This is a genomic window from Clostridium sp. MF28 (assembly GCF_002969175.1).
GTDB classification, from domain to species: domain Bacteria; phylum Bacillota; class Clostridia; order Clostridiales; family Clostridiaceae; genus Clostridium; species Clostridium beijerinckii.
The window spans coordinates 2,339,805-2,364,590 of record NZ_CP014331.1 but is presented as its reverse complement, the minus strand read 5'-3'; the positions used below and the strand labels follow the sequence as shown (position 1 = coordinate 2,364,590).

Sequence of the window (24,786 nt, the reverse complement as noted above, 5' to 3'; positions counted from 1 at the left end):
CGGGAGGGATGTATACGATGAAAAACAAAGAATCCCACTCAAGAGCACCAATCTATGAAGCATTAATAGAATATAAGAAAGCTAGAGTGGTTCCGTTTGATGTACCAGGTCATAAGCAGGGCCGAGGAAACGATATGCTTAGGGAATTCTTGGGAGAGCAATGTCTTTCAGTAGATGTAAATTCAATGAAACCACTCGATAATCTTATTCACCCGGTATCGGTTATAAGAGAAGCTGAGGAGCTTGCGGCTGATGCATTTGGTTCTAAGCACGCATTTTTAATGGTTAATGGAACAAGTTCTGCAGTTCAGGCTATGGTTATGAGTGTATGTAAAAAAGGTGAAAAGATTATAATGCCTCGTAATGTGCATAGAAGTGCTATAAATGCTTTAATAATTAGCGGAGCAATTCCGGTTTATATAAATCCAGGAACAAATAAACAACTTGGAATACCACTTGGGATGTCAGTTGAAGATGTAAAAAAAGCAATTAGAGAAAACCCAGACGCAAAAGCGATATTTGTAAATAATCCTACTTATTATGGGATTTGTTCAAATTTAAAAGAAATTACGAAACTTGCCCATGAAAATGGAATGTACGTATTAGTAGATGAAGCTCATGGAACACATTTTTATTTTGGTGACAATATGCCTTTATCAGCAGTTGATGCTGGGGCAGATATGGCAGCAGTCAGTATGCATAAGACTGGAGGATCTTTAACTCAAAGTTCTTTTCTACTCTTAAATTGTGATTTAGCAATAGGATATGTTCGTCAAATAATTAATTTGACTCAGACTACAAGTGGTTCATATCTTTTAATGTCATCACTTGATTTGGCAAGAAGAGATCTTGTATTACATGGAAAAGAAATTTTTGATAAAGTAAAGCAAATCTCTGAATATGCTAGAGGTGAAATAAATAAAATAGGCGGTTATTATGCCTTTTCAAAAGAGTTAATTGATGGAGATGCAGTTTATGATTTTGATATAACAAAGTTATCTGTATTCACTAGAGAAATAGGTCTTGCTGGAATAGAAGTATATGATCTATTAAGAGATGAGTATGGTATACAAATTGAATTGGGAGACATTGCAAATATTTTAGCTATTATTTCTGTTGGAGATCGTAGTCTTGCAATTGAAAGATTAATATCTTCATTATCTGAAATTAAGAGATTGCATTCAAAAGATAAAATTGGTATGTTTGATCATGAGTATATAGATCCTGAAGTTGTATTAACTCCTCAGGAAGCATTTTATTCTCAAAAAACTTCAGTGCCGCTAAATGAAAGCAGTGAGAAAATATGTGCTGAATTTGTAATGTGTTATCCACCAGGAATACCAATTCTTGCTCCAGGAGAAAAAATAACAAAAGAAATATTGGACTACATAAATTATGCAAAAGAAAAAGGTTGTTTTTTAACTGGAACAGAAGATACTAAAATTGAAAATATTAATGTTGTGGAGGACAAGTAAATGGAGTTATGGTATACAGAACAACACACAGAAAATGTAAGATTTTCAATTAAAGTTGAAAAAGAAATACATACTGAAAAAACTGAATTCCAAAGAATAGATGTACTTGAAGCTAAGGAATTCGGAAGGTTTTTTACATTAGATGGATTAATGATGGTAACTGAAAAAGATGAATTTATTTACCATGATATGATAGTTCATGTACCAATGGCAACTAATCCAAATATTAAGAATGTTTTAGTTATAGGTGCTGGTGACGGTGGAACAATAAGAGAACTTACAAGATACAGCACAGTTGAAAAGATAGATATGGTTGAAATTGATAAAAGAGTTGTTGATATTTGTAGAGAGTATTTTCCGCTAACATCATGTAAGCTTGATGATAAAAGAGTTAATGTATTCTATGAAGATGGTTTGAAATTTATACGTGATAAAGAAGATGAATATGACTTAATAATAGTTGATTCAACAGATCCTTTTGGACCAGGAGAAGGATTATTTACTAAGGAGTTTTATGGAAATTGCTATAAAGCACTAAGAGAAGATGGAATTTTAGTTAATCAACATGAAAGTCCATACTATGATAATGATGCGGCTGCAATGAAAGAAGCTCATGAAAAAATAACGAAATTTTTTCCAATCATTAGGGTCTATCAAGCACATATTCCAACATATCCATCAGGACATTGGTTATTTGGATTTGCTTCAAAAAAGTATCACCCTATAAAGGATTTTGATGCAGAAGCTTGGAATAAGTTAGGGATAAAAACAAAATATTATAATACAGATCTTCATGTAGGGTGCTTTGCACTTCCAACTTACGTTAGAGATATGTTAAATGGACTTACTGATTAGAAAAATTATCAGATAATACAATTAAATTTTTTGTTCATGACTTGAAGATAATCAAAAAATAATAAGTCAATATTCTAAATTCAGCTGGAGCATAAAGCTCCGTCTGAAAAGTTTCATTTTATAAAGAAATTGGAGGAATTGGAATGGGAAAAGCTTTAATTATTGGCGCTGGTGGTGTTGCTAGCGTTGCTATTCATAAATGTTGTCAAAATTCAGAGGTGTTCGAGGAAATTTGTATCGCTAGTAGAACTTTATCAAAGTGTGATGCAATAAAAGCTTCATTAGAAGGAAAAACTAAGACAAAAATACAAACAGCAAAGGTCGATGCTGATAATGTCCCAGAATTAGTGGCGCTTATTAATAAATTCAAACCAGAAGTTGTTATAAATCTTGCGCTTCCTTATCAAGACTTAACAATTATGGATGCTTGTTTAGAAACAAAAGTTCATTATGTAGATACAGCTAACTATGAACCACTTGATACAGCAAAATTTGAATATAAGTGGCAATGGGCATATAAAGAAAAATTTGAAAAGGCAGGTTTAACTGCATTACTTGGAAGTGGATTTGATCCAGGGGTTACTGGTGTATTTAGTGCTTATGCTCAAAAGCATTATTTTGATGAAATAAATTATATTGATATATTAGATGCTAATGCTGGTGATCATGGTTATCCATTTGCAACTAACTTTAACCCAGAAATCAATATTCGTGAAATTACAGCTCCAGGAAGCTATTGGGAAGAAGGGAAATGGATAGAAACAGAACCTCTTGAAATAAAGAGAGTTTATGATTTCCCAGAAATCGGACCAAAAGATATGTATTTATTACATCATGAAGAATTAGAATCTTTAGGTATAAATATTAAAGGAATTAAGAGAATAAGATTCTGGATGACGTTCTCACAAAAGTATATAACACATTTAAATGTACTTGAGAATGTTGGTATGACATCAATTGAACCAATTGAATTTGAAGGAAAGCAAATAGTACCATTACAATTCCTTAAAGCAGTATTACCAGATCCTGCATCATTAGGTCCAAGAACAAAAGGAAAGACTAATATAGGATGTATATTCCAAGGTAAAAAAGATGGAAAAGATAAAACATATTATGTTTACAATGTTTGTGATCATGAAGAATGTTATAAAGAAGTTGGATCTCAAGCAATTTCTTACACAACTGGAGTTCCAGCTATGATAGGTGCAAGCTTAGTAATGAAAGGTTTATGGAAGAAACCAGGAGTATATAATGTAGAAGAATTCGATCCAGATCCATTTATGGAAGAGTTAAATAAATGGGGATTACCATGGAAAGAAAGCTTTGATCCAACTTTAGTTGAATAAATTGTGAGTATTTTAATCAAGTAATAACGGACTGAAAGGGCAGGTACTCTGTTGTTTCGGTTGCTATAGAAGATGGCTGTGGATTTCTAACATTAGAAGTTGCATCCAAAATGCTGGTTTCAAAGGCAAGCTTTGAACTAGCATATTTGGAACAACTTCTAATTAAGAAATACCTACAGCCATCTTCTAAATGCAACACTGCACAAAAGAGTACCTGCCCTTTCTGAGATTAAGAATGATTTAGATACTAATTTATTAAACTAAATTAGTAAATTATTATATTAACGAAAAAATAAGGATGAAGTCTTAATTAGAGTTTCCTGGAACTAGTTTATTTTCACGAAAAGCTGTGGCTTTCATCCTTACTTTTTACTGTAAATTTATAACTAGAAAAAGGTTTGGTGATTTAATGAAAGATATAGATTTAAGCAAATTACCATCACCATGTTATTTGGTTGATGAGAGACTTCTTAAGAAGAATTTGGAGACTTTAGATTATGTACAGAAGGAAACAGGTGCCAATATTATTCTGGCAACTAAAGCATTCTCTATGTACTCAACCTTCCCATTAATTGGAAGGTATCTAAAAGGAGTTACTTCAAGTTCTCTTCATGAAGCTAGACTTGGATATGAAGAGATGGGGAAAGAAGTACATATTTATTCTCCTGCATATAGAGAAGATGAATTTGATGAGATAATGAAATATAGCGATCATATAGTATTTAATTCATTTAGTCAATGGAGAAAATATAAGGATAAAGTAAAAAACTTTAAAGGAAAGAAAATCGAATGTGCTATTCGTATTAACCCTGAGTATTCAGAGATAGAAACAGATATATATAATCCATGTTTTGAAAATTCAAGAATGGGAGTTACTTTGGCTAACTTTGAAGAAGAAGATATTGAAGGTATAGATGGATTGCATTTTCATACAATGTGTGAACAGAATTCAGATACCCTTGAACGTACAATAAAAGTGGTAGATGAAAAATTCGGAAAGTACATCAAGAAAATGAAGTGGATTAACTTTGGTGGTGGTCATCATATTACTAGAGAAGATTATGATATAGAAACACTAATAAGATCTATTAAATTCATAAAAGATAAATATGGAGTACAAGTATATCTTGAGCCAGGTGAAGCCATTGCTCTAAATACAGGATTCCTTGTATCAACAGTATTAGATACTATGAAAAATGGAATGGATATAGCTATACTAGATACTTCAGCGGAATGTCATATGCCAGACGTACTTGCAATGCCATATAGACCTAATATAATAGGTGCTGGAAAGACAAATGAATTCGAATTTACTTATAGATTTGGTGGTCCTACTTGCCTTGCAGGTGATATTATAGGAGATTATTCATTTAAAGAACCTTTAAAGCCAGGCGATAAACTTGTATTTTGTGATATGGCTATTTATTCAATGGTTAAGAATAATACCTTTAATGGAGTTAATCTTCCTGCAATTGTAAAATATAGTGAAGAAAAAGGTATTGAAGTAATAAAAGAATTTGGATATGAAGATTTTAAAGCTAGATTGTAAATTATAATTTGGTTAAAGTTTTGAAAATATAATTAAAAATAAACATAAATTAGCTGTCTAAAAATAGGATTTTATTCCTGCTTTTAGACAGCTATTTTTTTAGTATAAAATTATATATCATATTAATTTAAAATACAATATTAAAAGAATGAAACGTACATATTAAGGGATTAAAAGAATATTTAAGCGGAAAAGAGGATGAAATGCGTTTTATTCCATTATATTAACGTTTAATTACTGAATATTGGCGTTTTATTCTGGGTTAATTTACATAATTTCGTTAATATGTAAAAATATTATCAGGGATAAATAATAATGCAAAACTACTTATAATGGGGTAAGAGGGATCATATTAAACGAGTTCGATTAAAAAGTAATTTTACAATATAGGAGGATTATAAAGTGGATGTTATAAACCAAACCAATAGAACAATATTATTTGAGGAAATAAACCCTGAAAAATTAGATTTAATTACTATAATAGGTGATACAAAAGGGTTAAACAGTTTAAATGACGATAAGATAAAAGAAATTAATGAACTTCTTTTAGTTAATAGTTTTGATGAATTTTTGGATAAGTTCTCACCAGTTGTATATTCTTTCTATAATGCGACTAATCAAAAAGTAATGTATACGTTAAAAAAGCCTGAGAACTTTCCAAGTGAGCTAATAACAGAAATTCCAATTAATAAGTCAAATGATTTCTTAAAAATGTTATCACATTAATTGACACAAAGAGAGCTCAAGGTATTGCTAATGTAGATTTTAAATTTGAAAATCTATTGGATATGATATCACCTAAAAAAGTAATGGATGATATAAAACAAACTAGAAAGGAAATTCAATATACATATAGCCAATATGAAGCTTTAGATGATGAAGATCCAAGCAAACTTGATCTAGGGGACAAGCTTAATGTTATGTTTGAAGAAGCTAGCTCAAACTATAATAACATAATGGCAATGTTACCACTTGCTATTGAAGATATAAAAACAAGGTTACTTCTTGGAGGCGAGGATAAGAATAATTCAAATGAACCTCTTAAACTAGGCGTTTTAAGCATGGGAGAAGATGGAGAGTTAAAAGTATTAGAAGCCCCAAAGGTAGAGGAAAGATCATTGATTGCTATAGATGATAAGGCAAATATGGGACTTATTGAGGCTTTTGAAGACGATTATGATGAAGTAAATGAAGTGAAGTCAGAGTATGTAAAAAGCCTAGTAGTAAGAACTTTCTGTCCTTTAGCATCTACTATGGAAAGTTCTGTTGATTTAGGAGTAGAAGTAAGCAATTATAACACATATTTAGATTTCTACAAAACATCTAAGGATGATTTTATAAAGACAGTTAAGCCATTAATAGAAAAGATATTAGGCGTAAAAATGTTTTTTGATCAATACAAGACAAAGAACAAGGGAATGAAGCCGAGTTTGTTAGTTACAAATACAAAGCTTAGCAGATTAGTAAATGCTCAAAACTTACCAAGATTAAATACTTATTTAAGCTCAGTAAATGATAAAAATGATTTTGATAACACAATTTGGTTTGGAGTAGTTCCATCAATTGAGCTTGAAGGTCAAAGTAAGAATAAGGTTAGAAGAGAAAGATTTAAGGCCAATAAGCAAATGGAGAAAACAGATTCAAATTCTATGGAAGATTTAGCAACACTTCTAGATACAGTTAAAAAGTATCGTGTTCAAATATTCTTTAGTTTTGAACCAAGAGAGGATACTACATTTAATCATGTAGCAACAGCCGGAATTGAAAAATTTGTGGATAAATGTGAACCACTTATGCATAACACTTATAGTGAATTTGCAATTCCATGTGTACCTAATTTCACAGTTATTCCAAAGGAAAAATCTGGGGTTGTATTAGATAAAAGAATGGTGCTTTCTGAAGAAGGCTCTGCAGAGTTATCTAAAGAAAAAGAAGATATTCTAAAACTTTGGATTGAAGGAGTCTATATTGGAAGTTCATATATAGCAGCTGGAGTTGTAGCTGCATACCAATGCCCAGAATATTTAAGAGAGTATTTTGGAGATATATATAGCGAATATCCAGGAGTTAGATTTGATATAGAATCAGGTTCTAATGCTCTAAAGATAACGACTACTTTAGCAAAAGAAATATCTGGTTTTACAAATGAAATTAAAAATTCAATAAATAAGAAAAATTTCGGTTTTGTATTTTCATCTGAAAATGCAAAGCTTGAAGGTAAAGATATAAAACAAATTACTGTTTATAAAGCTAGAAGCTTACAGGCTACCGAAAATGATTTTGAATCAATATATAAAACACTAGTAACAACATATATAGAAAGAATATTGAGATTCTATACTAATGATTTTAAAGAAGATAATATTATTAAATTCTTTAGCAATAATCCAACTAGTGTTAAGAGTAAGTGGGTGGCTCATAAAGAATATACTAATGCCATAGTAAAAGATGGTGATGATATTAACTTTGTAATAAATGAAAAGAATGGAACATGTAATATTGACCTAGTATTTAACGGCAACGTTAAGAACTTAGAAGTTGAGATTACACGTAATGATGCACACAGTCAAGTTGGCTAATTATAATAGATTAAAAATCTATTTTAATTATAAATAAAAATAAAGGGAGGCTCAAAAATGGGATTTAGAGTAAAAGTTGAGGGCGCAGAAAGTATTGATTTAAACATCGAAAGTATTGAAACTGTAGAGTTTAAAACAGATACTCCAAATGATTCCAATGCACGTTCAACAGATTTAGGAACAACATTAGAGATAACTGGTAAAATTTTGACACCAGTAAATGGGGAGGTAGCAGATACTACAATTAAATTAGCACAATGGTCATTAGTGCCAGCAGAAAAGGCTGATTGTTATAGAAATGTTAAAGTAGATGTTATTTCTGCTTCTCAAATTGTAAGACAATTTACTTTACCTAATGCATTTGTAGTTAAGTACGAAGAAGATTTTGGTGATGTAGAAGGTGTTGGTACATTTAGGTTGTACGTTAAACAAAAGAAGGACAAAACTGCTGGCGTTAAATTTGAAGGCGGTTTTGCTGAATAGAAATTAAAATAGGGAGGATTTTGACAAATGGGATTTAAAGTGAAAATTGAAGGTGCAGAAACAATAGATCTTAGCATAGAAAGTGTTCAAACAGTAAAACTTATTACAGATACTCCAGAAGATTCAAATGCAAGATCAAAAGACGTAGGAAGTACAATGGTTATTAAAGGTAAGATCTTAACAGCAGTTGATGGAGATCCATTTGATAGCACAAGAAAAATGGGTACATGGTCATTAGTACCAGCAGAAAAAGCTGACTGTTATAGAAAAGTAACTGTAGAAGTAATTTCAGCAGATCAAATTATAAGAAAAATAACTTATCCTAATGCCTTTGTAGTAGATTATAAAGAAACATTTGGAGATACTGAAGGTATAGGTACTTTTGAACTTGTTGTAAGACAAAAGAAAGACAAGCTAAGTACTGTTACAATAGAGGGCGGATATAGCGCTTAATCTTAAAATTAAATTGATTTTTCTTTTGGAGCTTAACTCCAAAAGAAAAATCTTTTACTATAACGTAGAAGCACTAAAATCATTCTTAAAAGATGGGGTGTAAGGTGAAAGATTATTATAAAGTATTAAATGTATCAATAAATGCTAGTAATGATGAAATAAAAAAAGCATTTAGAAGTTTGGCTAAGAAATATCATCCTGATAGAAATAAAGATGATAAGGATGCCTTAAGAAAATTTCAAGAAGTAAATGAAGCTTATGAACTTTTAAGCAAAGAAGAATCAAGAAAAAAATATGATCAAGAAATATTTAAAGAAAAGAATAATCAAGAAACAAAAAATAAATCACGTAGAGAAGACAAGACTAAGACATATCAAGATAAAGGTGAAAGTATAGAAAACTTAAATAAATATTTTGAAAATTTTTTTGGATTTAACGCGAACAGCAATGATATTAATAAAGAAAAGTTAAAAAAGGGAAAGAATCCAATAGATACAAGCAAAATGTTTGATAGCTTTTTTAATATAAAGTGAAGCTTTTCGGGTAGAGTTTTATGCTCTTTCTGAAATTAGTTTGACTGATACCCTCAAAGGGGATATCGTCTGAGAGCATGCAGCTTAAATTCTCAATTTAAAAGAGAATGGTTACAGATGCTAGCTATTAGATAAATAAGAAGTAATGGAGTGAATTACTTTGAAAGAAGAAAATAATATGAATTTTAATAATAAGCTGTTAGTGACAATGCAGATAATAAATGTATTTATAGGCGTAATAATTGCACTAATATGTGTGGTTGCATATATCACAATACAATCAATTTATATAAGAACATTAATTATTGTTATTGTAATGGGATTTGGTGTATGGGGATTTATCAGTTTATACAAGAAACTGCACAAAGAAGAAATAATGGAAGATGAAAGTAATATAAGCAAAATTGAGCTAGTTAACGAAGAGAATGAAATTATAAGAAGTTGGGATATAGGAGAGCGAATATCATTTCTTATTGGGAAAAATGGTAGGAGTGATGAAATGCTTATAGATTTAAGTACTTCAATTTACTCTAAATTTATAGAAAATGAGCATGCAGTATTAAATTATGCATCAGGAAGATGGTATGTAGAAGATTTATCAGAAAATGCTGGACTTGTAATCCAGAAAGCTGCTGATGATACAAAATATAGAATTGTAAAAGATGCTCCTTGTGAATTAAAAAGAGGAGATATTCTATTTATTTCTAAGGTTAAACTTTTACTTAGATGAGCCAAGGAAAATAAAAGTTACTTAATTAATAGGAAATACATTGAAATGTTAACTTTTACTTAAATGAAATGGAGTGAGGTAAATGGGTCTTATTAGATGTCCCAATGGTCATATGTTTAGTGAAAGGCGTTATGGAACTATATGTCCATATTGTAATATAGATACTTCAACAAAGGAAAGACCAGAACCAGTTCAAGAAAAAATGGATATAGAAACTAATCTTTTATACCAAGAAATTGAACCAGTTTGTGGATGGCTTGTATGTATTGAAGGTACAAGGGTTGGTAAGGATTATAAGATAAAAAGCGGGAAAAACTTTATTGGTAGATCAGATGATATGGATATTCAAATAATAGGGGATAATGGAATTGCTGCTAGAAATCATGCAATAATCGTATATGATCCCAAGAAAAATAATAATGTCCTATTACCTGGGGATTCATCAGGTATTGCTTATTTAAATGAAGAACCAGCTTACATGCCATCTGAATTATCACCATATGATGTAATTGAGCTTGGTAAAAGCAAATTTCTTTTTGTACCATTTTGTGGAGAGCATTTTGAATGGGGAGATAATAAGTAGGTATATATAATATGATTAATATTAATGATTACTCAAATTTGAAATTTATATTTTTACTATTAGCAGTATTAATCCTTTTACTAATAGCACGGAATTTTTTAATAAGAAGAATTTATAAGCGAGAATTAGAGATAGCAAATGAAATATTTATTGGAAATGAAGAAATACAAGAGGATTATTTAGAAGTAGTAAATAAATCAAGTGGAACCATGGCAGTTTTAGCAGATGGACTAGGAAAAAATGAGGCAGGAAGAATTTCAAGCATTGTGGCTGTAAAAACAATAAGTAAGTTATTTAAAGAGGAAGGAAACAAGGAAAAGATAACATACTTTTTTAAGAAAGCTTTTAACAAAGCCAGCCGTGAAATTATAAAAAGAGTCGAAAAGGATAAGGGCGGAGCAAGTGTACTTAGTGTAATAATATATGATAATTTATTATCTTACGCTCTAGTTGGAGACGTTATGCTAGCCATTTTTAGAAATAAGGAACTTGTAAAACTAAGTAACGGTCATTCTATAAGTGAAGTAGCAAAAAAACAATATTATAATGGGAAAATTCAAAAAGACGAAGCTTTATACGCACTAAAGGAAAAGAAACTTCTATATTATATTGGACAAGGATCGTTTAGAGATATAGAAATTTCTGAAACCCCAATTGAACTTCAAAAAAGTGACATAATAATACTCATGAGCAGAGGAGTATATGAAGGGTTAAGATGGATAGAAATTGAAAGAATTTTAGGAAATAAAAAAGCTAATATAAATGAAATTTGTGGGCAAATAATGGAGAACGTTAAAGATAATAATAAAAATAATTGCAATGGCAGTATTATGCTTATGAAATATTGCGGTAAAAAATAAAAACTTTTAAGGATAAAACCAAATTTATTTAAACTAATAAAACTAAGTTAGGGTGGACGATAATGAGAAAGTTAAACTCGAAGTTTAAGACAAGCTTTATATCAGAAGAAGGAACCTTTCTACAAAATAAAGATTACTTCGCATTTGTTGAATTAGATAATTATGCATGTTATGTAGTGGCTGATGGAATAGATGAAGATAAGGAATTAGAAAGTGCAAAAATTGCAGTGACTACATTTATTAAAGACTTCACAGCAAAACCGACTATGAACAGATTTATTCTAAGAAAATACTTAAAGGATGCAAATAGTGAGTTAATAAGAAGCAGTAGGAATGTTAGATTAAAAGCATCAATTACAGTAGTTGTAACTAATTATAGTAAATTAATATATTCAGTTATAGGAAATACTAGATTTTACTACTTTAAGGATGGATATTTAAAGTATAAGAGTAAGGATCAGTCGTTAGCTCAAAATTTAGTAGATGATGAAATGATTCCATCAGATGCAATGTCAAAACATTTTGAGAGAAATAATCTTTCTTCGTATTTAGGACAAGATAATTTAAATAAAATTTATATATCAAAAAGAATAAAGCTTTCTGACGGAGATGCATTTGCAATTCTTACAAAAGGAATATGGGAGAATTGCGATGCTAAGGAGATAGAGGATTCACTAGAAGGCGCAAAGGAACCTAAAGAGGTTACTGATAATATTGAAGAAATGATTTTGTCAAAGCAGCTGAAGGAAATAGAGAACTATACATTAGCATTAACATTTGTAGAAAAGTCATACATAGACCCAAAAAGAAGCAAGAAAATAAAAATAGCTATAATAGTTGCAATACTCTTACTCTTAGTTATAGCAATAGGAGTAGGGGCATTTATAATTCATAAAAATAGAAAACAGGATGCTATTGCGTCTGTTAACGAAGGTAAACAAAATGCAGAAGAATATATAAAGAACGGTAATATGGAAAAAGCAGATGAGGAATATAAGAAAGCTTTAGATACAGCGAAGAAATATAAACTTAAAGATGATATTGATAATTTAACTGAAGATTATAAGTATACAGAAATAGTATTAGATGGAGATAAAGATTTAGAAGGAAAAAAATATGATGATGCGTTAGATAAATATGTACTAGCTTTAGAAAAGTCAGGAGAAGCGGAAGAGGCTGGAAGTGACTATGTATTAAAGAAAATAGATATTGCAAAAGAATGTGTAAAAGTAGCTGATTTATTAACTTTAGCAGATAAGCAGTATGATGATAATGACTTAGATGGTGCATTAAAAAATTATTTAGATGTAAAAGATTTAGCAGTAGATTATTACTTAAAGGATGAAAAGAAAGAAGCAATGGATAAAATTCAAAAGATTTATGATCAAAAGGCAGCCGATGCAAAACAAAAAAAGGCTGATGATGATAAGGCGGCAGCAGATAAGAAACAAGCTGATGATGATAGTAAAAAAGCAGCTGATGATGCAGCTAAGAAGGCAGAAGATGATAAAAAAGCTGCAGAAGATAAGGAAAATAAAGCTATAGATCTTAGAAAAAATGGAGATTTAAAATATACAGCAGGTGATTATGTAAGTGCAAAAATGTATTATGAATTGGCTAAGAAATCATTTGAGGATCTTAATGAAACTAGTTTAGCTGATGAATTAGTTGACAAAATAGCTCTTATGGATAAAAAAATCAGTGAAACTTCAGATAAAAAAAGTGAAGCTGATAAATATGCACAGGCGGCTGATGCAAAATATGCAGCTGGTGATAGTGCTTCAGCAAAAGTATTATATCTTTTAGCTAAGGATGCATATAACAGCCTGGGAGATGCAGAAAATTTAGCTAAAGTAACGGAAAAAATCACAGCTATAGACAAGGCTTCTACTAAGTCATAATCATAATTAAAAAATGTTAAGTTTTGAGATAGATATATCTAAATAAACTAATAAGCAGATGTAGGTGAAAATATGGAGAATAGAATTTATGAGAAATTAAGTGAAATAAAAGATCTAAATGACAGAATCATGCTTAAAAAAATAATGAATAGTGTATTTGAAGAGCTAGAGGAACATTCAAACAATAGAATTAATGGATTAGAAAAAAGAGTGTTTAACGAATTACATTATATAAAAGAAAAATACAATATCTATTCAACTATAGTTAAAAGAGACAGGCTTGATATAACTGATGAATTTCTATTTCCTATGTTATTAGAAGATACAGAAGAAAAAGTATACGATACTAAAGAAATTTTAAAAGTGCTTGAAGCCAAAGAAAGCAAGAAGCTGTTCAAGGTTTTTCTTAAATGTGATTATTTGATTTTTAAAGAATTTATCAGTAGAAATTCTAATATAAAGGGAGTAATAAAAACAGATAAGAAAACTTATGAAGCTCACTTTAAAGTTCAGGAAAATCATGAGTATAAAAGCAAAATAGAGAGATTATATAAAAGCTTTATAAACAGCAACATCGCATGGACAACAATTAATAATCCATATATTCATAAGATAGCAGATTTATTTTTAATTGGCTGCGAAGATAAAATTCAAGAGGATGAAGAGATAATTGAAATTGAGGTAGATTTCGGCGATTATAGCAAGTTCATTAAATATAATATGGTTCCACTTTGGAACGTAAAGGAATTAAGCATAAAATGTAGCGGTTTTCCAATGCCGTGCATTGATAAAGTAGGGTACGAACATGATATCTCAATTGAAAAAGAAGGAAAAGATAACGGATATCTAATAGATAGTAAGAATCCAGATATTAATTGGGCTATGTTTACAAAAGAATCAGTAATAATATCTTCTAACATTAAGGACTCTATAGAGTGGAATTTGTGGAGTATTATTAACCCTGATAAAAACGACCAAAAGAAATATGAGTATGAACTTATGACTAATCAAGTTAGTATAAACTTCTCTAATAAATTAGCTTTTGATAAATCATACACAATAAAAACAAAAACTGAGCTCGCAAGACTTATAAATTCATTTAAGGCTTCAAAATACTTGAAGTTTCATGATATTTCACTTATGGAAAGTTCAAAGGAAGAGCAGAAGCACACTTATGAAGTAAATGACTTTATTATTGATGAAATAAGAGAAGATAATATAAAAAAATCTCTTATTCTATACTTTGAGCCAGCCGATAAGGAAAATTATTTAAACAAAGATATTTTAAGTTTCTTAGTATCTGAAGTTCAATTTATATATCCAGAATATAAGTGTGAAGGAAGATTGATATGAATTATATTTGGGAAGTGCTTCTAAAAGCAGATGAAGAAAATATTCCTAGAGAAGATATTAAGTTTGTTCAAGCTGATATATGCAGTCCATATATGGAAATTGCTCTTGATAATTTAAATTCAAATTCTCTTCCAGAAGATAATGTTATCGAGGTAAATGAATATTATAGATTTTACGAGATTTTTAAGGATTTGTTTAATATAAATTTTCAGGAGAGCAAAGAGTTAAGAGAATCACTTTTAGATATATTATTGCATTATTTAGGAGAACTAGACTTAAAAAGCGGACTATGTAAAACAGAAATATATAAGAATTTTTTATATAAGGATATATTAGATAACGTGTTTGGAGAAAAATTAAAGAAAAATATAATTTATTTCAACAAAGATGAAGTAGATGTCTTATTGAATGGGTTTATAACCTTGTATAAAACAGGAACTTCAATCCAATTGTTTAAAAAGATTTTTAAGGAAATATTCAAAAAAAGCATAATTTATTCCAGCAAGGAAAAGCCTAAAAATATTTATATTTATCTAGATGAGATAAAAAAAGTAGAGCTTGAAAACAAAGTCAGTTCTATAGTAGATACATTTTTACCAATAAATATGAAGCCATTAATATTTTGGGATAAGCATTTTGGGATTATTGGACTTAATGACACTATGAAAATCAATGAGGCAGTTATGGTTGAATAAGGCATAATAAGATAAAGACATTGATTTTAGTACACCCTAGTTTCATATGTTTTAACAGTTTAGGAGGATAAAGATGAGTTTATATTCATACAAGTTGCATAAAGGAAATGAAGAGCATATTAAAAAAAGTAAGTATAAAGAAAAAAATCTAAGGCTCATGACAACTTTTCAATTAAGAGAAATATGTAATAAAGAAAAGCTGGTAAAGAGTATAATTAATCCTCTTGATAAAGAAGAACTTATAAGACTCATAATGAAATATAGAGGAGAAAAGGAAAGTAAACTCATAAAGAATTACTTAGTTGGAGGAATTGAAAGAGTTGAAAGATTTTTAAGCAGAAGCAATAAAGAAGTGATTAGTAATAGGTATATAGATTATCCAGGTAAGATCACTATTTATGAAAACTTAGCTCTTGAAATTTATGATAATTATGTTTTAAGAAGCAGTGAAAAGTTAGAAGAGAGTAATGTTTTATTAGTTGACAGTAATTATAAGGTTTGCACTATATTTAACATTAAAAAATTGATACAGAATAATAAAGAGGAATACTTCCTAACTAAAGGTGAATATATAGAGGCAAGAGAATCTGAAAGTAAGCATTATAGTCTTCTATTTTTTTCAGAAAAGGATTCAGAGACTATTTATGATACGTATGAAGGAGACAATATAGAAGTTGATTATAATATAAAGTTTACTTCGCTGCCTATATTACAATTTGAAGTTAGACCATTAAAAGAGACAAAAATGCCACTTGCAATTGATTTTGGAACATCAAATACAACTGCTGGTATTTATATAGATAAAGAGATATTTCCAGGCTTAAATGAAAATTTAACTGATAATCGGGAATACGCAGATTACGAAAATGATAAAGTAAAATTCGTAAAAATAATAAATGAGAGCAAAGAAAATTTAGAAATAACACCACTTATACCAAGTATTGTAGGTGTTAAGAATATAAAAGAAGATGAAATAGAATACGCTTTTGGGCATGATGCAATGCTTGAGGCAAGAAGAAGATATGTGGATGATGGGATGAGCCTTTTTTATGACATAAAGAGGTGGATAAGTGACTTTGAAAAAAGTGAAAAAGTAATTGATGTAAAGAATAAAACTACCTTTATAAAAAGAAAAGACATTATAAAAGCATATCTAGAATACATTATATCTTTAGCACAGCAGAGATTTAAATGTAAGTTTAAAAATATCTATATATCCTGTCCATCAAAGCAAAAATATAAATTCCATACATTATTTAAAGATGTTTTAAGTGACTATACCGTTGAAAGTTCAAATATATTAGAAGAAAGTGCAGCTGTACTGTATAACACTATTTCAGATTTGATTGAAAAGAAGAAATATGTTCAAGGCGAATGGTATAAAGCTTTAATTATAGATTGTGGAGGGGGAACTACTGATCTTACTGGCTGTAGCTTTAGCATATCAAATAGCAGAGTCTCTTATAGATTAGATATAGAAACCTCCTATGAAAATGGAGATACGGATTTTGGAGGAAATAATCTTACTTTTAGAATATTGCAGTTAATAAAAATATTAATGGCAAATGCTTTAAGTAATTCTAAGAGTGAATTAAAAAAAGCAATAATAGATGAATTTAACATAGATATATTTAGATTCATAGATAAATCTGGGATCAATGAGCTATATGAAACTTTAAATGAAGAATACGAAAAGGCAGAAGCAGTAATTCCAACAAAATTTCAGATATATGAAACAAGAAGTAAAGAAGATTACTGTAAGGTGAGAAGTAATTACTATTTCTTATTTGATCTAGCAGAAGAAGTAAAGAAATTATTCTTCTCAAATCCAGATATTTTAAAGGTTTTATTAACGTCTAAGGAAGATACAAATTTAGATGAAAATATAATAAATTTTGATAAATGGAAATTATCTTACATGAATAAAGGAACTTTACAGGTGGTAAAGGAAGCTCCAAGTATAACTCTTAGTATATATGAAATTGAAACCTTAATAAAAGGTGATGTTTACAACATAATAAAGAAGTTTTTAGAAAAGTTATATGAAAATGATGAGTTATACGATTATTCTCTAATCAAACTAACAGGACAATCATGTAAGGTAGATATATTTAGAGATGCACTAAAAGAATTTATACCTGGAAGAATAATTGAAATAAATAAGAGTAAAAAGGAAGTTAAAGAGGAGTATGAATTAAAATTATCCTGTCTTAAAGGAGCTCTAAAATATCTATATGATAAAAACTTTGGCTATGCAGATATAAATATAGAAAGTAAAAAGCCTACTCTTCCATATTTATTAACAGCCTATACTCATGCTGGAGAGCAAAAAACACTAATTAAAGGCAGGGAAATAAATAAAGGGTTTATTTCTAGGTTCATGGATAGAATTCTACTTAAATTATATTTAAAAGACAGCAATGATAATGTGAAATACGAATACAATTATCAATTTAATGAGGAAGAATTAGAAAAGACAAACGCAAGGAAAATAGGAGAAAGATATCCAAATATAAATCAGCACGAAACAGATAATATAGAAAATAATGAAGTGAAATTCTTTGTATGGGAAGAAGAAGAGTTATGGGGATTTTATGTACTAGCCATTTTAAGAAAAGAAGAAGAACTTTATATAGGGCAAGAAAAGTTCTTCTACTTTGAAAATGATAAATGGGAGAGAAACTTCTTTGATGGACTTAAATAAGTTCAGGTGAAAATACCGAAATATTGGTCAGGCATTTATTCCGGTTACTGAAGATTTTAATGGGTGAGTCCAAGATTATAAGTTGCACCCAAAATGCTTGCTTCAAAGGCAAGCTTTGAACAAGCATCTTTGGAACAACTTATAATCAGGAATCACAGCCATTAAAATCTTCTGATGCAACACTACACAAAAGCATGACCAATATTTCTGGTATATGACTGAACTTTATTAGTAGGAATGAATACTTAGTAGGTAAAGTTTTATAGAAGAAGGTGCTTTTGGCAGTGGGATTTTCAAATGCCTGCTTCAGAAAAATGTATCTGATTTCTGGTGAAGTATACATTTTAAGTGAAGTAAGGATGAAACATAAGTAATAAATTATTCGATATATAAATGATAAGATAAGAATGTAAGGAAATGATCATTTAAGAATGTACAAATTAGTTTTTATAAATTATAATTACCCAATATTTATTGGGGGTAATTATGATTATACAAACAAACATTTATTCAGAAATTAAAATAAATAAGGTAGAAGATCTTCATAAATTAAAGCCACTTATGGAGGTAAACAATTTGAAAGTAAATAAAAGCCAAATAGCTAGAGAACTTGGAGTTGATCCTCGAACCGTAGGCAAATATATAAATGGATATGTCAAACCTACCACTAGAAAATGCAAATCTAAAATAGAAGCTTTTGAGCCTATTATAAAAGAGCTTCTTAGCAAAGATTCAATTCAAGTATTTTATTATAAACGTATTTTATGGCAATATCTAAAAGATAATCATGGACTAGATTGCGCACAATCTTCGTTTAGAAGATACATTTCTAATCACTCAGAATTTAATGAGTACTTTAATAATAGGAAAAAAGGACATATATCAAATGCTTCGCCTATGCGATATGAAACGGAGAAAGGGCAACAAGCACAATTGGATTGGAAAGAAAATATAGAATTTGTTTTGACTACAGGTGAAATTATTAATATAAATATTTTTGTGGTAATCCTTTCATACTCAAGGTTTAGAGTATATAAATTATCGATTGATAAAACGCAAGATATACTACTATCTTTTTTAGATGAGTCATTCGAAACTTTTGGAGGTGTGCCAAAAGAATTACTAACAGATAACATGAAAACAGTTATGGATAACCCTCGAACTACTTATTCTAAGGGAAAAGTAAACAATAAATTTCAACAATTTGCAGATGACTATGGATTTAAGGTCCGTCCCTGCATAGCAGGAAGACCGAATACAAAAGCAAAAGTTGAGGCTCCTATGAAACTATTAGACGAAATAAGGGCCTATAATGGAACCTTAGATTATGAAGGTCTGCATAAGCTTGTTTCGGATTTAAACAATAGAATTAATGGTACATGCCATACATCAACTGGTAAAATACCCATATTGCATTTAGAAAAAGAAAAAGATTTCTTATCAGAACTGCCTAAAGTACAGATAAGAAATCACCACAAAATAATCACCACAAATGTTAAAGTAAATCGCCAAAGTATGATTTCATATAAATCAAACCAATATTCTGTACCACCAGAATATATAGGTAAAAAACTAAAACTTCAAGTTTATGATGATCAACTACATGTGTATTATAGCACAAAGTTAGTTACTATTCATAGAATAAAAAATCAGAAGTTAAATTATCATGCTGATCATTATGCTGAAATCAGTGGTTTAACATTTAATAAAAATTCATATGAAATGATAGAAGTAGCCAGAAATAATTTGAAAATGATAGGAGAAATATATCAAAATGAATAGTACATATACACAACTCATAAATAATTTAGAATATTTGAAGATGAAGCAAATGATTACTCATTTGGACGAAGTTATTGATTTTACAACAAAAAACAATCTATCTTTTGTTGATGCTTTAATTAAGCTTACAGCTCACGAGATCGACTGTAAAGAAGCCAATATGATTAAATCAATGGTTAAGGTTGGGGCTTTTCCACATCAAAAGGAAATTAAAGATTTTGACTTTAATTTTCAACCTGGAATTAATAAAGATCAAATATTGGATTTTTTAACACTGCGTTTTTTAGAATCACAAGAAAATATTGTATTTTTAGGTTCTAGCGGAGTTGGGAAAACACATCTTGCGACATCTATAGGAATCGCGGCTGCGAAGCGCCGGTACAGTACATATTTCATTAAGTGTAATGATTTGCTGCAGCAGCTAAAACGAGCAAATTTAGAGAATAGGTTAGATGCTAGACTTAAGCATTTTAGTAAGTATAAACTTCTTATTATTGATGAATTGGGATATTTACCTATAGATAAAGAAGATTCGAAACTGTTTTTCCAATTAATTGATATGAGGTATGAGAAAAAAAGCACTATCTTAACTACCAACATAAATTTTAACTCTTGGGATGATATTTTTTATGATCCTGTTATAGCTAGTGCTATCTTAGATAGAATTTTACATCACGCCCATGTTGTTACAATCAATGGAAAATCATATAGACTAAAAGATCATTTTAAACAAGAAGAAGATTAAAAAACCACATTCTTAAATGATCAAAAAGTTACATTTCTAGCTTGACATTTATACGATATAAAATTTTATAAAAGCATGACCAATATTTCTGGTATATGACTGAACTTTATTAGTAGGAATGAATACTTAGTAGATGAAGTTTCACATAGGAAGTTGTTTTTTAGTAGCGAGATTTTCAAATGCCTGCTTCAGAAAAATGTATTTGATTTCTGGTGAAGTATCCATTTTGAGTGCATTGAATATGAAACATAGATAATAAATTACTGGATGTAGAATTCTATAAAAGCATGATCAATATTTCTGGTATGTGACTGAACTTTATTGGTAGAAATGAGTACTGAGTGGGTGAAGTTTTATAGAAGAAGGTGCTTTTGGCAGCGAGATTTTCAAATGCTTGCTTTAGAAAGATGTATCTGATTTCTTAAATATTCTGAAGAATATATATTCTTAAGAATTTTAGAAGTTAAGAATATAAGAATATAAGAATATCTGAGAAAATTTGATTCAAATGTGTTTGGTGGATATTTATAGAGTAAGCGACTATCATCAAATCATAAGTATATTGAGTGAAAGTTCTGCTAACTGAATAAAAGATTTAAAGAATAACTTTTGGGTTCTTTGTTTAAGAATTTGATTATAAGATATGGATTGTGAGAGTTGGATGAAAAGGAGGGAAGAAAGGTGTTTCAAAATAATTATCCGCTTTTTAATAGCGGACGACTTTTAAAGATAGAGATGTTGGAGGAGCTTAGAAATTTTCCAAGGGGATTTTTTGATGCGAGGATTAAGGGATATTCTAATGGAATAATCTGCGGGTGTGAGATAGAGGTTTCTGATAACTACATAAAGATATTGGAAGGCATAATAAAATATCAAGATGTGATTTATCTTTTAAAAGAAGATATTAAGGTTGAATATGCCTGTAATAATAAGCTTATGCTTTTAAAGATAAAATTCTTACCTGAAATACAGGATAGTGATTTTAAAATAAATTCAACGGAAATTTATCTAGATGAAAAGCTAGATATTAAAGAAAATGAGATTGAAATCTGTAGGTTTAAATTAAGATCGGGTGCAAAGCTTAGAGCAGACCATACAGATTTTATTGATTTAAGTACGGAATACGATACGGTAAATACAATATATGCTCCTTACGCAGTTTACGGAAGTAGCAGCTTAAGTCCTGAAATTTTAAGAAGATTTGGAAGAGAATTATTAGAGTGTAATTTAAGCGAAGCTTGGGATATATCCTTTGCAATGATGTGTGTTCAGAGTAAGGATGCTATTCAAAAAGAAATAATAATAAGCTATCTAGCAAATAAATTAGATATTGAGATGAAAGATTATAATAATGAGAATTTATACTTGTATCTTTCAGAAGTATTAAGAAGTGCTAAAGATGGAGCAAAAGGTAATGGACGCAGAGGTAATGGAAGATTTAAAAAGATACTGATTGATTAATTGATATTTAAGGAGGAATAGGAGAATGGAGAAAATGGTTGATGAGAAGATTTTAGAATATATAAATGCGGCAGAAAAGAAGGAAGCTCAAAAGGATATCTCCAATGGAGCAATAAAAATTGGACAGAGATACTATGAGTTTGAAGAAACGGAATTTTTTGAAGGTAAGTTAAAAATGTATATTCCAAAAGATTTTCAAGATATGCCATTGGAAGCAAGAAAATTTAAATATCCATCAGAAAATAGACCTGAAGTAATAAAATGCAATGAGGATGGAAGTATAGCAGTAACTTTTAAATTAATAGAGAGTATTTTAACGGAAGAATATGTAGAACAGCTTAGGGATATGATGAAAGCAATTAATAAGAGACTTAATCCAGCTAACATATATTTTGATGAAGAAATTTTAGAAGTAGATGGGAAGAATATAGGATACTTTGATTTTAAAAGTTCTGCTATAGATGATTTTTTATATAATTATATGTTTTTTTTATCTCTTGAAGGAAAAACAGTAATTGGAACTTTCAGCTGTATTTTTAGGGATTATGCTGAATGGAAAGATATTATAATGCAAATGGTTAACACTATAAGAATAAAAAAAGAAGAAAATAATTAATTAGTTGAGGGAGATGGGAGAATGAGTAACGGTTATGTATATACTCAAGGAGATATTATAGTAGAACCTTATAAGTTTAATAAAATCTTGAATTTAAAGATAGAAAAGGAGCCTAATGAACATTCAAAGCTTCGTATAAGTGGTTTTATTTCAGCTGAGGATTCTGACAAATATGTAGAGGTAGCTAATGATGACTCATATATTAAAGTATCTGTAAAAGATGATCAAAATAATGTAAAAGATTTATTTATAGGAATGATAACTAATATAGGAATAGAATCTATAGATGATGTAAAAAAATTAGATATTGAAGCTTTAAGCTACACTTTTAAAATGGATATAGAAAAGAAGTGCCGTAGTTTTCAAGGGGAAGGTTTAACCTATAGAGAAATTTTTAATACTATAAACAGTGTTTATGGAGATATTCAAATGATAGATTATGTTTCGGCTGGACGGACTATTGATTATATTGTAGTTCAATATAATGAAACAGATTGGGAATTTTTAAAAAGATTAGCTTCACATTTTAATGTAGCAATTATTGATGAATGCACTCTTCCAGGAATCAAGTATTCCATAGGACGTGGGGAAAGTGCACTATACGAAATAGAAGAATATAATTATTCAATTAATAAAGGGTTAAAAGAATACAAAATCCAATCAAGCAATAACAATTATCAATTAAATGATATAGATTTAATCAGCTTCGAGGTTTCTACTCATCTTATTATAGGTCTGTATAATACTATTCATTTTAAAGATAGATATTTAAATCTTTATAAATCGGAATTAAAAATTCATAATGGTGTAATTACAAATAACTATATTTTAAGAGATGATAATGGAATGAAAGTAAGAAAGCTGAATAATGAGAATATTGTTGGCGTTTCCATAGATGGCTATGTTATTGCTGTTTACAATGATTATGTAAGGACTTCTCTTAGAATAGATGGTTATTCTAATACAATTGACAAAACTGTATGGATGCCATATTCAACAGTATTTTCTTCACCAGATGGGACAGGGTGGTATTGTATGCCTGAAATTGGAGATAAAATACGAGTATATTTTCCAGACAGCACAGAAAAAAATTGTTATGTAATAAGCTCAGTTAATGTAGCGTCAAGTGATTCTTCTAGACGAAGTGATCCTTCTGTAAAAAGCTTTAGTACAAAGTATGGAAAAGAAATAATAATGAGACCGGGAGGTATAGATATTATTTCAGGAGGAAATTCTATGAGTTTAAGCGATGATGGCGGAATAGAAGTAAACAGTGGCAGCAAGATCGTACTAGAGGCTGGAGATGACATTGAAATAAATGGTGGATCAGTAAGCATTGAAGGTGGTGGGGGAATAAATTTGTCCCAAGCTGGTGCAAACATGAGTATACAAGATAATATAACTGTAAGCGGTGGAAAGGTAAATATTCAATAATATATTTTATAGAGGTTCAAAAATATGATAATAAAAGTTGATAAAGAAAAAGTGCTGAAAGAGTTTGAGGAGAAATATGTAAAAAATAGATATATTAATGAGTATAAAAATATTCAAGAAAGATACAGAATAGATGGAGAGCGTATTAGAGAACATTTATTTATAAAATTTGATTCGGTCTGTAAGAAAGCAATTTTATATCAAGAAAAAGGATTAAAAGGAGAAATAGAATATATATACGTTTCATTATTAAGGACGAGCCTTATTGAAAATAAAGGAGAATATAGAATTGATTTATATGATGAAAATTGGTTTTTAGATAAAGAAGAGTGTTCAATAAATATAAATTTAGATTTTATTTATGAGCCTTTATTTAATCATATGAAGGAACTTTCTGATAAGAAAAATGAATATGGTAGAACTATAAAGGAAATGGATATCGAAAATATAAAGTTAAGAGAGGCAAAAAACTATCATGTTTTGGCATTGGAGTTTCTGAAAACTATAATAGAAGAATTCGTAAAAATCGATTCTTATAAAAACATAAAAAAGAAAGAAAATATAAGAATTATGGCGGGCGAATATATGGATATTACAACTAGAATATATCCTAAGAATCAAAAGAATGATGTATAAAGAGGATGAAAAA

At 29.5% G+C, this 24,786-nt stretch carries 20 protein-coding genes and 1 pseudogene; all 21 read left to right on the top strand.

The annotated features are described in order from the left end of the window. Positions 1-17 precede the first annotated feature (17 nt). The 21 genes and pseudogenes from AXY43_RS10435 (at position 18) to AXY43_RS10335 (ending at position 24,773) form a co-directional block, all read left to right on the top strand. Entirely contained in the window at positions 18-1,475 is a 1,458-nt protein-coding gene (locus AXY43_RS10435; RefSeq protein WP_012060567.1) for an aminotransferase class I/II-fold pyridoxal phosphate-dependent enzyme, read from the top strand. Continuing rightward, complete coding sequence (gene speE, locus AXY43_RS10430) at positions 1,476-2,330, top strand: polyamine aminopropyltransferase (RefSeq protein WP_012060566.1); 855 nt, start codon at positions 1,476-1,478, stop codon at positions 2,328-2,330. It begins immediately after the preceding gene. Positions 2,331-2,473: 143 nt separating this feature from the next. Further along, positions 2,474-3,676 carry a saccharopine dehydrogenase family protein gene (locus tag AXY43_RS10425; protein WP_012060565.1) on the top strand — a complete coding sequence of 401 codons (1,203 nt, stop codon included), beginning with the start codon at positions 2,474-2,476 and terminating at the stop codon, positions 3,674-3,676. Positions 3,677-4,085: 409 nt separating this feature from the next. Next, positions 4,086-5,225 carry a carboxynorspermidine decarboxylase gene (nspC, locus tag AXY43_RS10420; protein WP_077856015.1) on the top strand — a complete coding sequence of 380 codons (1,140 nt, stop codon included), beginning with the start codon at positions 4,086-4,088 and terminating at the stop codon, positions 5,223-5,225. 402 nt (positions 5,226-5,627) lie between these two features. After that, a pseudogene (locus AXY43_RS10415) lies at positions 5,628-7,804 on the top strand (transcriptional regulator). 57 nt (positions 7,805-7,861) lie between these two features. Next, positions 7,862-8,287: a hypothetical protein gene (locus tag AXY43_RS10410; protein ID WP_023973588.1), complete on the top strand. Its 426-nt coding sequence runs from the start codon at positions 7,862-7,864 to the stop codon at positions 8,285-8,287. A gap of 27 nt (positions 8,288-8,314) precedes the next feature. After that, positions 8,315-8,740 carry a hypothetical protein gene (locus tag AXY43_RS10405; RefSeq protein ID WP_012060561.1) on the top strand — a complete coding sequence of 142 codons (426 nt, stop codon included), beginning with the start codon at positions 8,315-8,317 and terminating at the stop codon, positions 8,738-8,740. Between the two features lie 104 nt (positions 8,741-8,844). Then, entirely contained in the window at positions 8,845-9,273 is a 429-nt protein-coding gene (locus tag AXY43_RS10400) for a DnaJ domain-containing protein (protein WP_039770066.1), read from the top strand. A gap of 160 nt (positions 9,274-9,433) precedes the next feature. Then, on the top strand, positions 9,434-10,003 hold the full coding sequence (locus tag AXY43_RS10395) for an FHA domain-containing protein (protein WP_023973585.1): 570 nt from the start codon (positions 9,434-9,436) through the stop codon (positions 10,001-10,003). Between the two features lie 82 nt (positions 10,004-10,085). Beyond that, positions 10,086-10,586, top strand: a complete 501-nt coding sequence (locus tag AXY43_RS10390) for an FHA domain-containing protein (RefSeq protein WP_023973584.1) — start codon at positions 10,086-10,088, stop codon at positions 10,584-10,586. A gap of 11 nt (positions 10,587-10,597) precedes the next feature. Continuing rightward, positions 10,598-11,446, top strand: coding sequence for a PP2C family protein-serine/threonine phosphatase (locus AXY43_RS10385; protein WP_105411518.1), 849 nt, complete (start codon positions 10,598-10,600; stop codon positions 11,444-11,446). Positions 11,447-11,508: 62 nt separating this feature from the next. Continuing rightward, complete coding sequence (locus tag AXY43_RS10380) at positions 11,509-13,347, top strand: PP2C family protein-serine/threonine phosphatase (protein WP_105411517.1); 1,839 nt, start codon at positions 11,509-11,511, stop codon at positions 13,345-13,347. A 72-nt stretch (positions 13,348-13,419) separates the two neighbouring features. Then, on the top strand, positions 13,420-14,700 hold the full coding sequence (locus tag AXY43_RS10375) for a normocyte-binding protein (RefSeq protein ID WP_105411516.1): 1,281 nt from the start codon (positions 13,420-13,422) through the stop codon (positions 14,698-14,700). Next, the gene (locus tag AXY43_RS10370) at positions 14,697-15,395 is read left to right on the top strand and encodes a hypothetical protein (RefSeq protein WP_105411515.1); all 699 of its coding nucleotides are present in this window, start codon (positions 14,697-14,699) and stop codon (positions 15,393-15,395) included. The genes AXY43_RS10375 and AXY43_RS10370 overlap by 4 nt, the downstream gene beginning before the upstream one ends. Before the next feature lie 73 nt (positions 15,396-15,468). Continuing rightward, entirely contained in the window at positions 15,469-18,099 is a 2,631-nt protein-coding gene (locus AXY43_RS10365) for a molecular chaperone (RefSeq protein ID WP_105411514.1), read from the top strand. A 486-nt stretch (positions 18,100-18,585) separates the two neighbouring features. Then, positions 18,586-19,881, top strand: coding sequence for an IS21 family transposase (gene istA, locus AXY43_RS10360; RefSeq protein WP_077857071.1), 1,296 nt, complete (start codon positions 18,586-18,588; stop codon positions 19,879-19,881). Beyond that, positions 19,874-20,626, top strand: coding sequence for an IS21-like element helper ATPase IstB (istB, locus tag AXY43_RS10355; protein WP_078114545.1), 753 nt, complete (start codon positions 19,874-19,876; stop codon positions 20,624-20,626). The genes istA and istB overlap by 8 nt, the downstream gene beginning before the upstream one ends. 681 nt (positions 20,627-21,307) lie before the next feature. Further along, on the top strand, positions 21,308-22,087 hold the full coding sequence (locus tag AXY43_RS10350) for a hypothetical protein (RefSeq protein ID WP_105411513.1): 780 nt from the start codon (positions 21,308-21,310) through the stop codon (positions 22,085-22,087). Positions 22,088-22,112: 25 nt separating this feature from the next. Continuing rightward, entirely contained in the window at positions 22,113-22,703 is a 591-nt protein-coding gene (locus AXY43_RS10345) for a hypothetical protein (protein ID WP_105411512.1), read from the top strand. Positions 22,704-22,724: 21 nt separating this feature from the next. Continuing rightward, a complete protein-coding gene (locus tag AXY43_RS10340; RefSeq protein WP_105411511.1) occupies positions 22,725-24,137 on the top strand; it encodes a phage tail protein in 1,413 nt (470 codons plus the stop codon). A 24-nt stretch (positions 24,138-24,161) separates the two neighbouring features. Further along, positions 24,162-24,773 carry a hypothetical protein gene (locus tag AXY43_RS10335; RefSeq protein WP_105411510.1) on the top strand — a complete coding sequence of 204 codons (612 nt, stop codon included), beginning with the start codon at positions 24,162-24,164 and terminating at the stop codon, positions 24,771-24,773. Positions 24,774-24,786 lie beyond the last annotated feature (13 nt).

Excerpts from the sequence above, each read along its gene's own strand:
- AXY43_RS10435 (WP_012060567.1), top strand. The coding sequence starts at position 18 with ATGAAAAACAAAGAATCCCACTCAAGAGCACCAATCTATGAAGCATTA.
- speE (WP_012060566.1), top strand. The coding sequence starts at position 1,476 with ATGGAGTTATGGTATACAGAACAACACACAGAAAATGTAAGATTTTCA.
- AXY43_RS10425 (WP_012060565.1), top strand. The coding sequence starts at position 2,474 with ATGGGAAAAGCTTTAATTATTGGCGCTGGTGGTGTTGCTAGCGTTGCT.
- nspC (WP_077856015.1), top strand. The coding sequence starts at position 4,086 with ATGAAAGATATAGATTTAAGCAAATTACCATCACCATGTTATTTGGTT.
- AXY43_RS10410 (WP_023973588.1), top strand. The coding sequence starts at position 7,862 with ATGGGATTTAGAGTAAAAGTTGAGGGCGCAGAAAGTATTGATTTAAAC.
- AXY43_RS10405 (WP_012060561.1), top strand. The coding sequence starts at position 8,315 with ATGGGATTTAAAGTGAAAATTGAAGGTGCAGAAACAATAGATCTTAGC.
- AXY43_RS10390 (WP_023973584.1), top strand. The coding sequence starts at position 10,086 with ATGGGTCTTATTAGATGTCCCAATGGTCATATGTTTAGTGAAAGGCGT.
- AXY43_RS10385 (WP_105411518.1), top strand. The coding sequence starts at position 10,598 with ATGATTAATATTAATGATTACTCAAATTTGAAATTTATATTTTTACTA.
- AXY43_RS10380 (WP_105411517.1), top strand. The coding sequence starts at position 11,509 with ATGAGAAAGTTAAACTCGAAGTTTAAGACAAGCTTTATATCAGAAGAA.
- AXY43_RS10375 (WP_105411516.1), top strand. The coding sequence starts at position 13,420 with ATGGAGAATAGAATTTATGAGAAATTAAGTGAAATAAAAGATCTAAAT.
- AXY43_RS10370 (WP_105411515.1), top strand. The coding sequence starts at position 14,697 with ATGAATTATATTTGGGAAGTGCTTCTAAAAGCAGATGAAGAAAATATT.
- AXY43_RS10365 (WP_105411514.1), top strand. The coding sequence starts at position 15,469 with ATGAGTTTATATTCATACAAGTTGCATAAAGGAAATGAAGAGCATATT.
- istA (WP_077857071.1), top strand. The coding sequence starts at position 18,586 with ATGATTATACAAACAAACATTTATTCAGAAATTAAAATAAATAAGGTA.
- istB (WP_078114545.1), top strand. The coding sequence starts at position 19,874 with ATGAATAGTACATATACACAACTCATAAATAATTTAGAATATTTGAAG.
- AXY43_RS10345 (WP_105411512.1), top strand. The coding sequence starts at position 22,113 with ATGGAGAAAATGGTTGATGAGAAGATTTTAGAATATATAAATGCGGCA.
- AXY43_RS10340 (WP_105411511.1), top strand. The coding sequence starts at position 22,725 with ATGAGTAACGGTTATGTATATACTCAAGGAGATATTATAGTAGAACCT.
- AXY43_RS10335 (WP_105411510.1), top strand. The coding sequence starts at position 24,162 with ATGATAATAAAAGTTGATAAAGAAAAAGTGCTGAAAGAGTTTGAGGAG.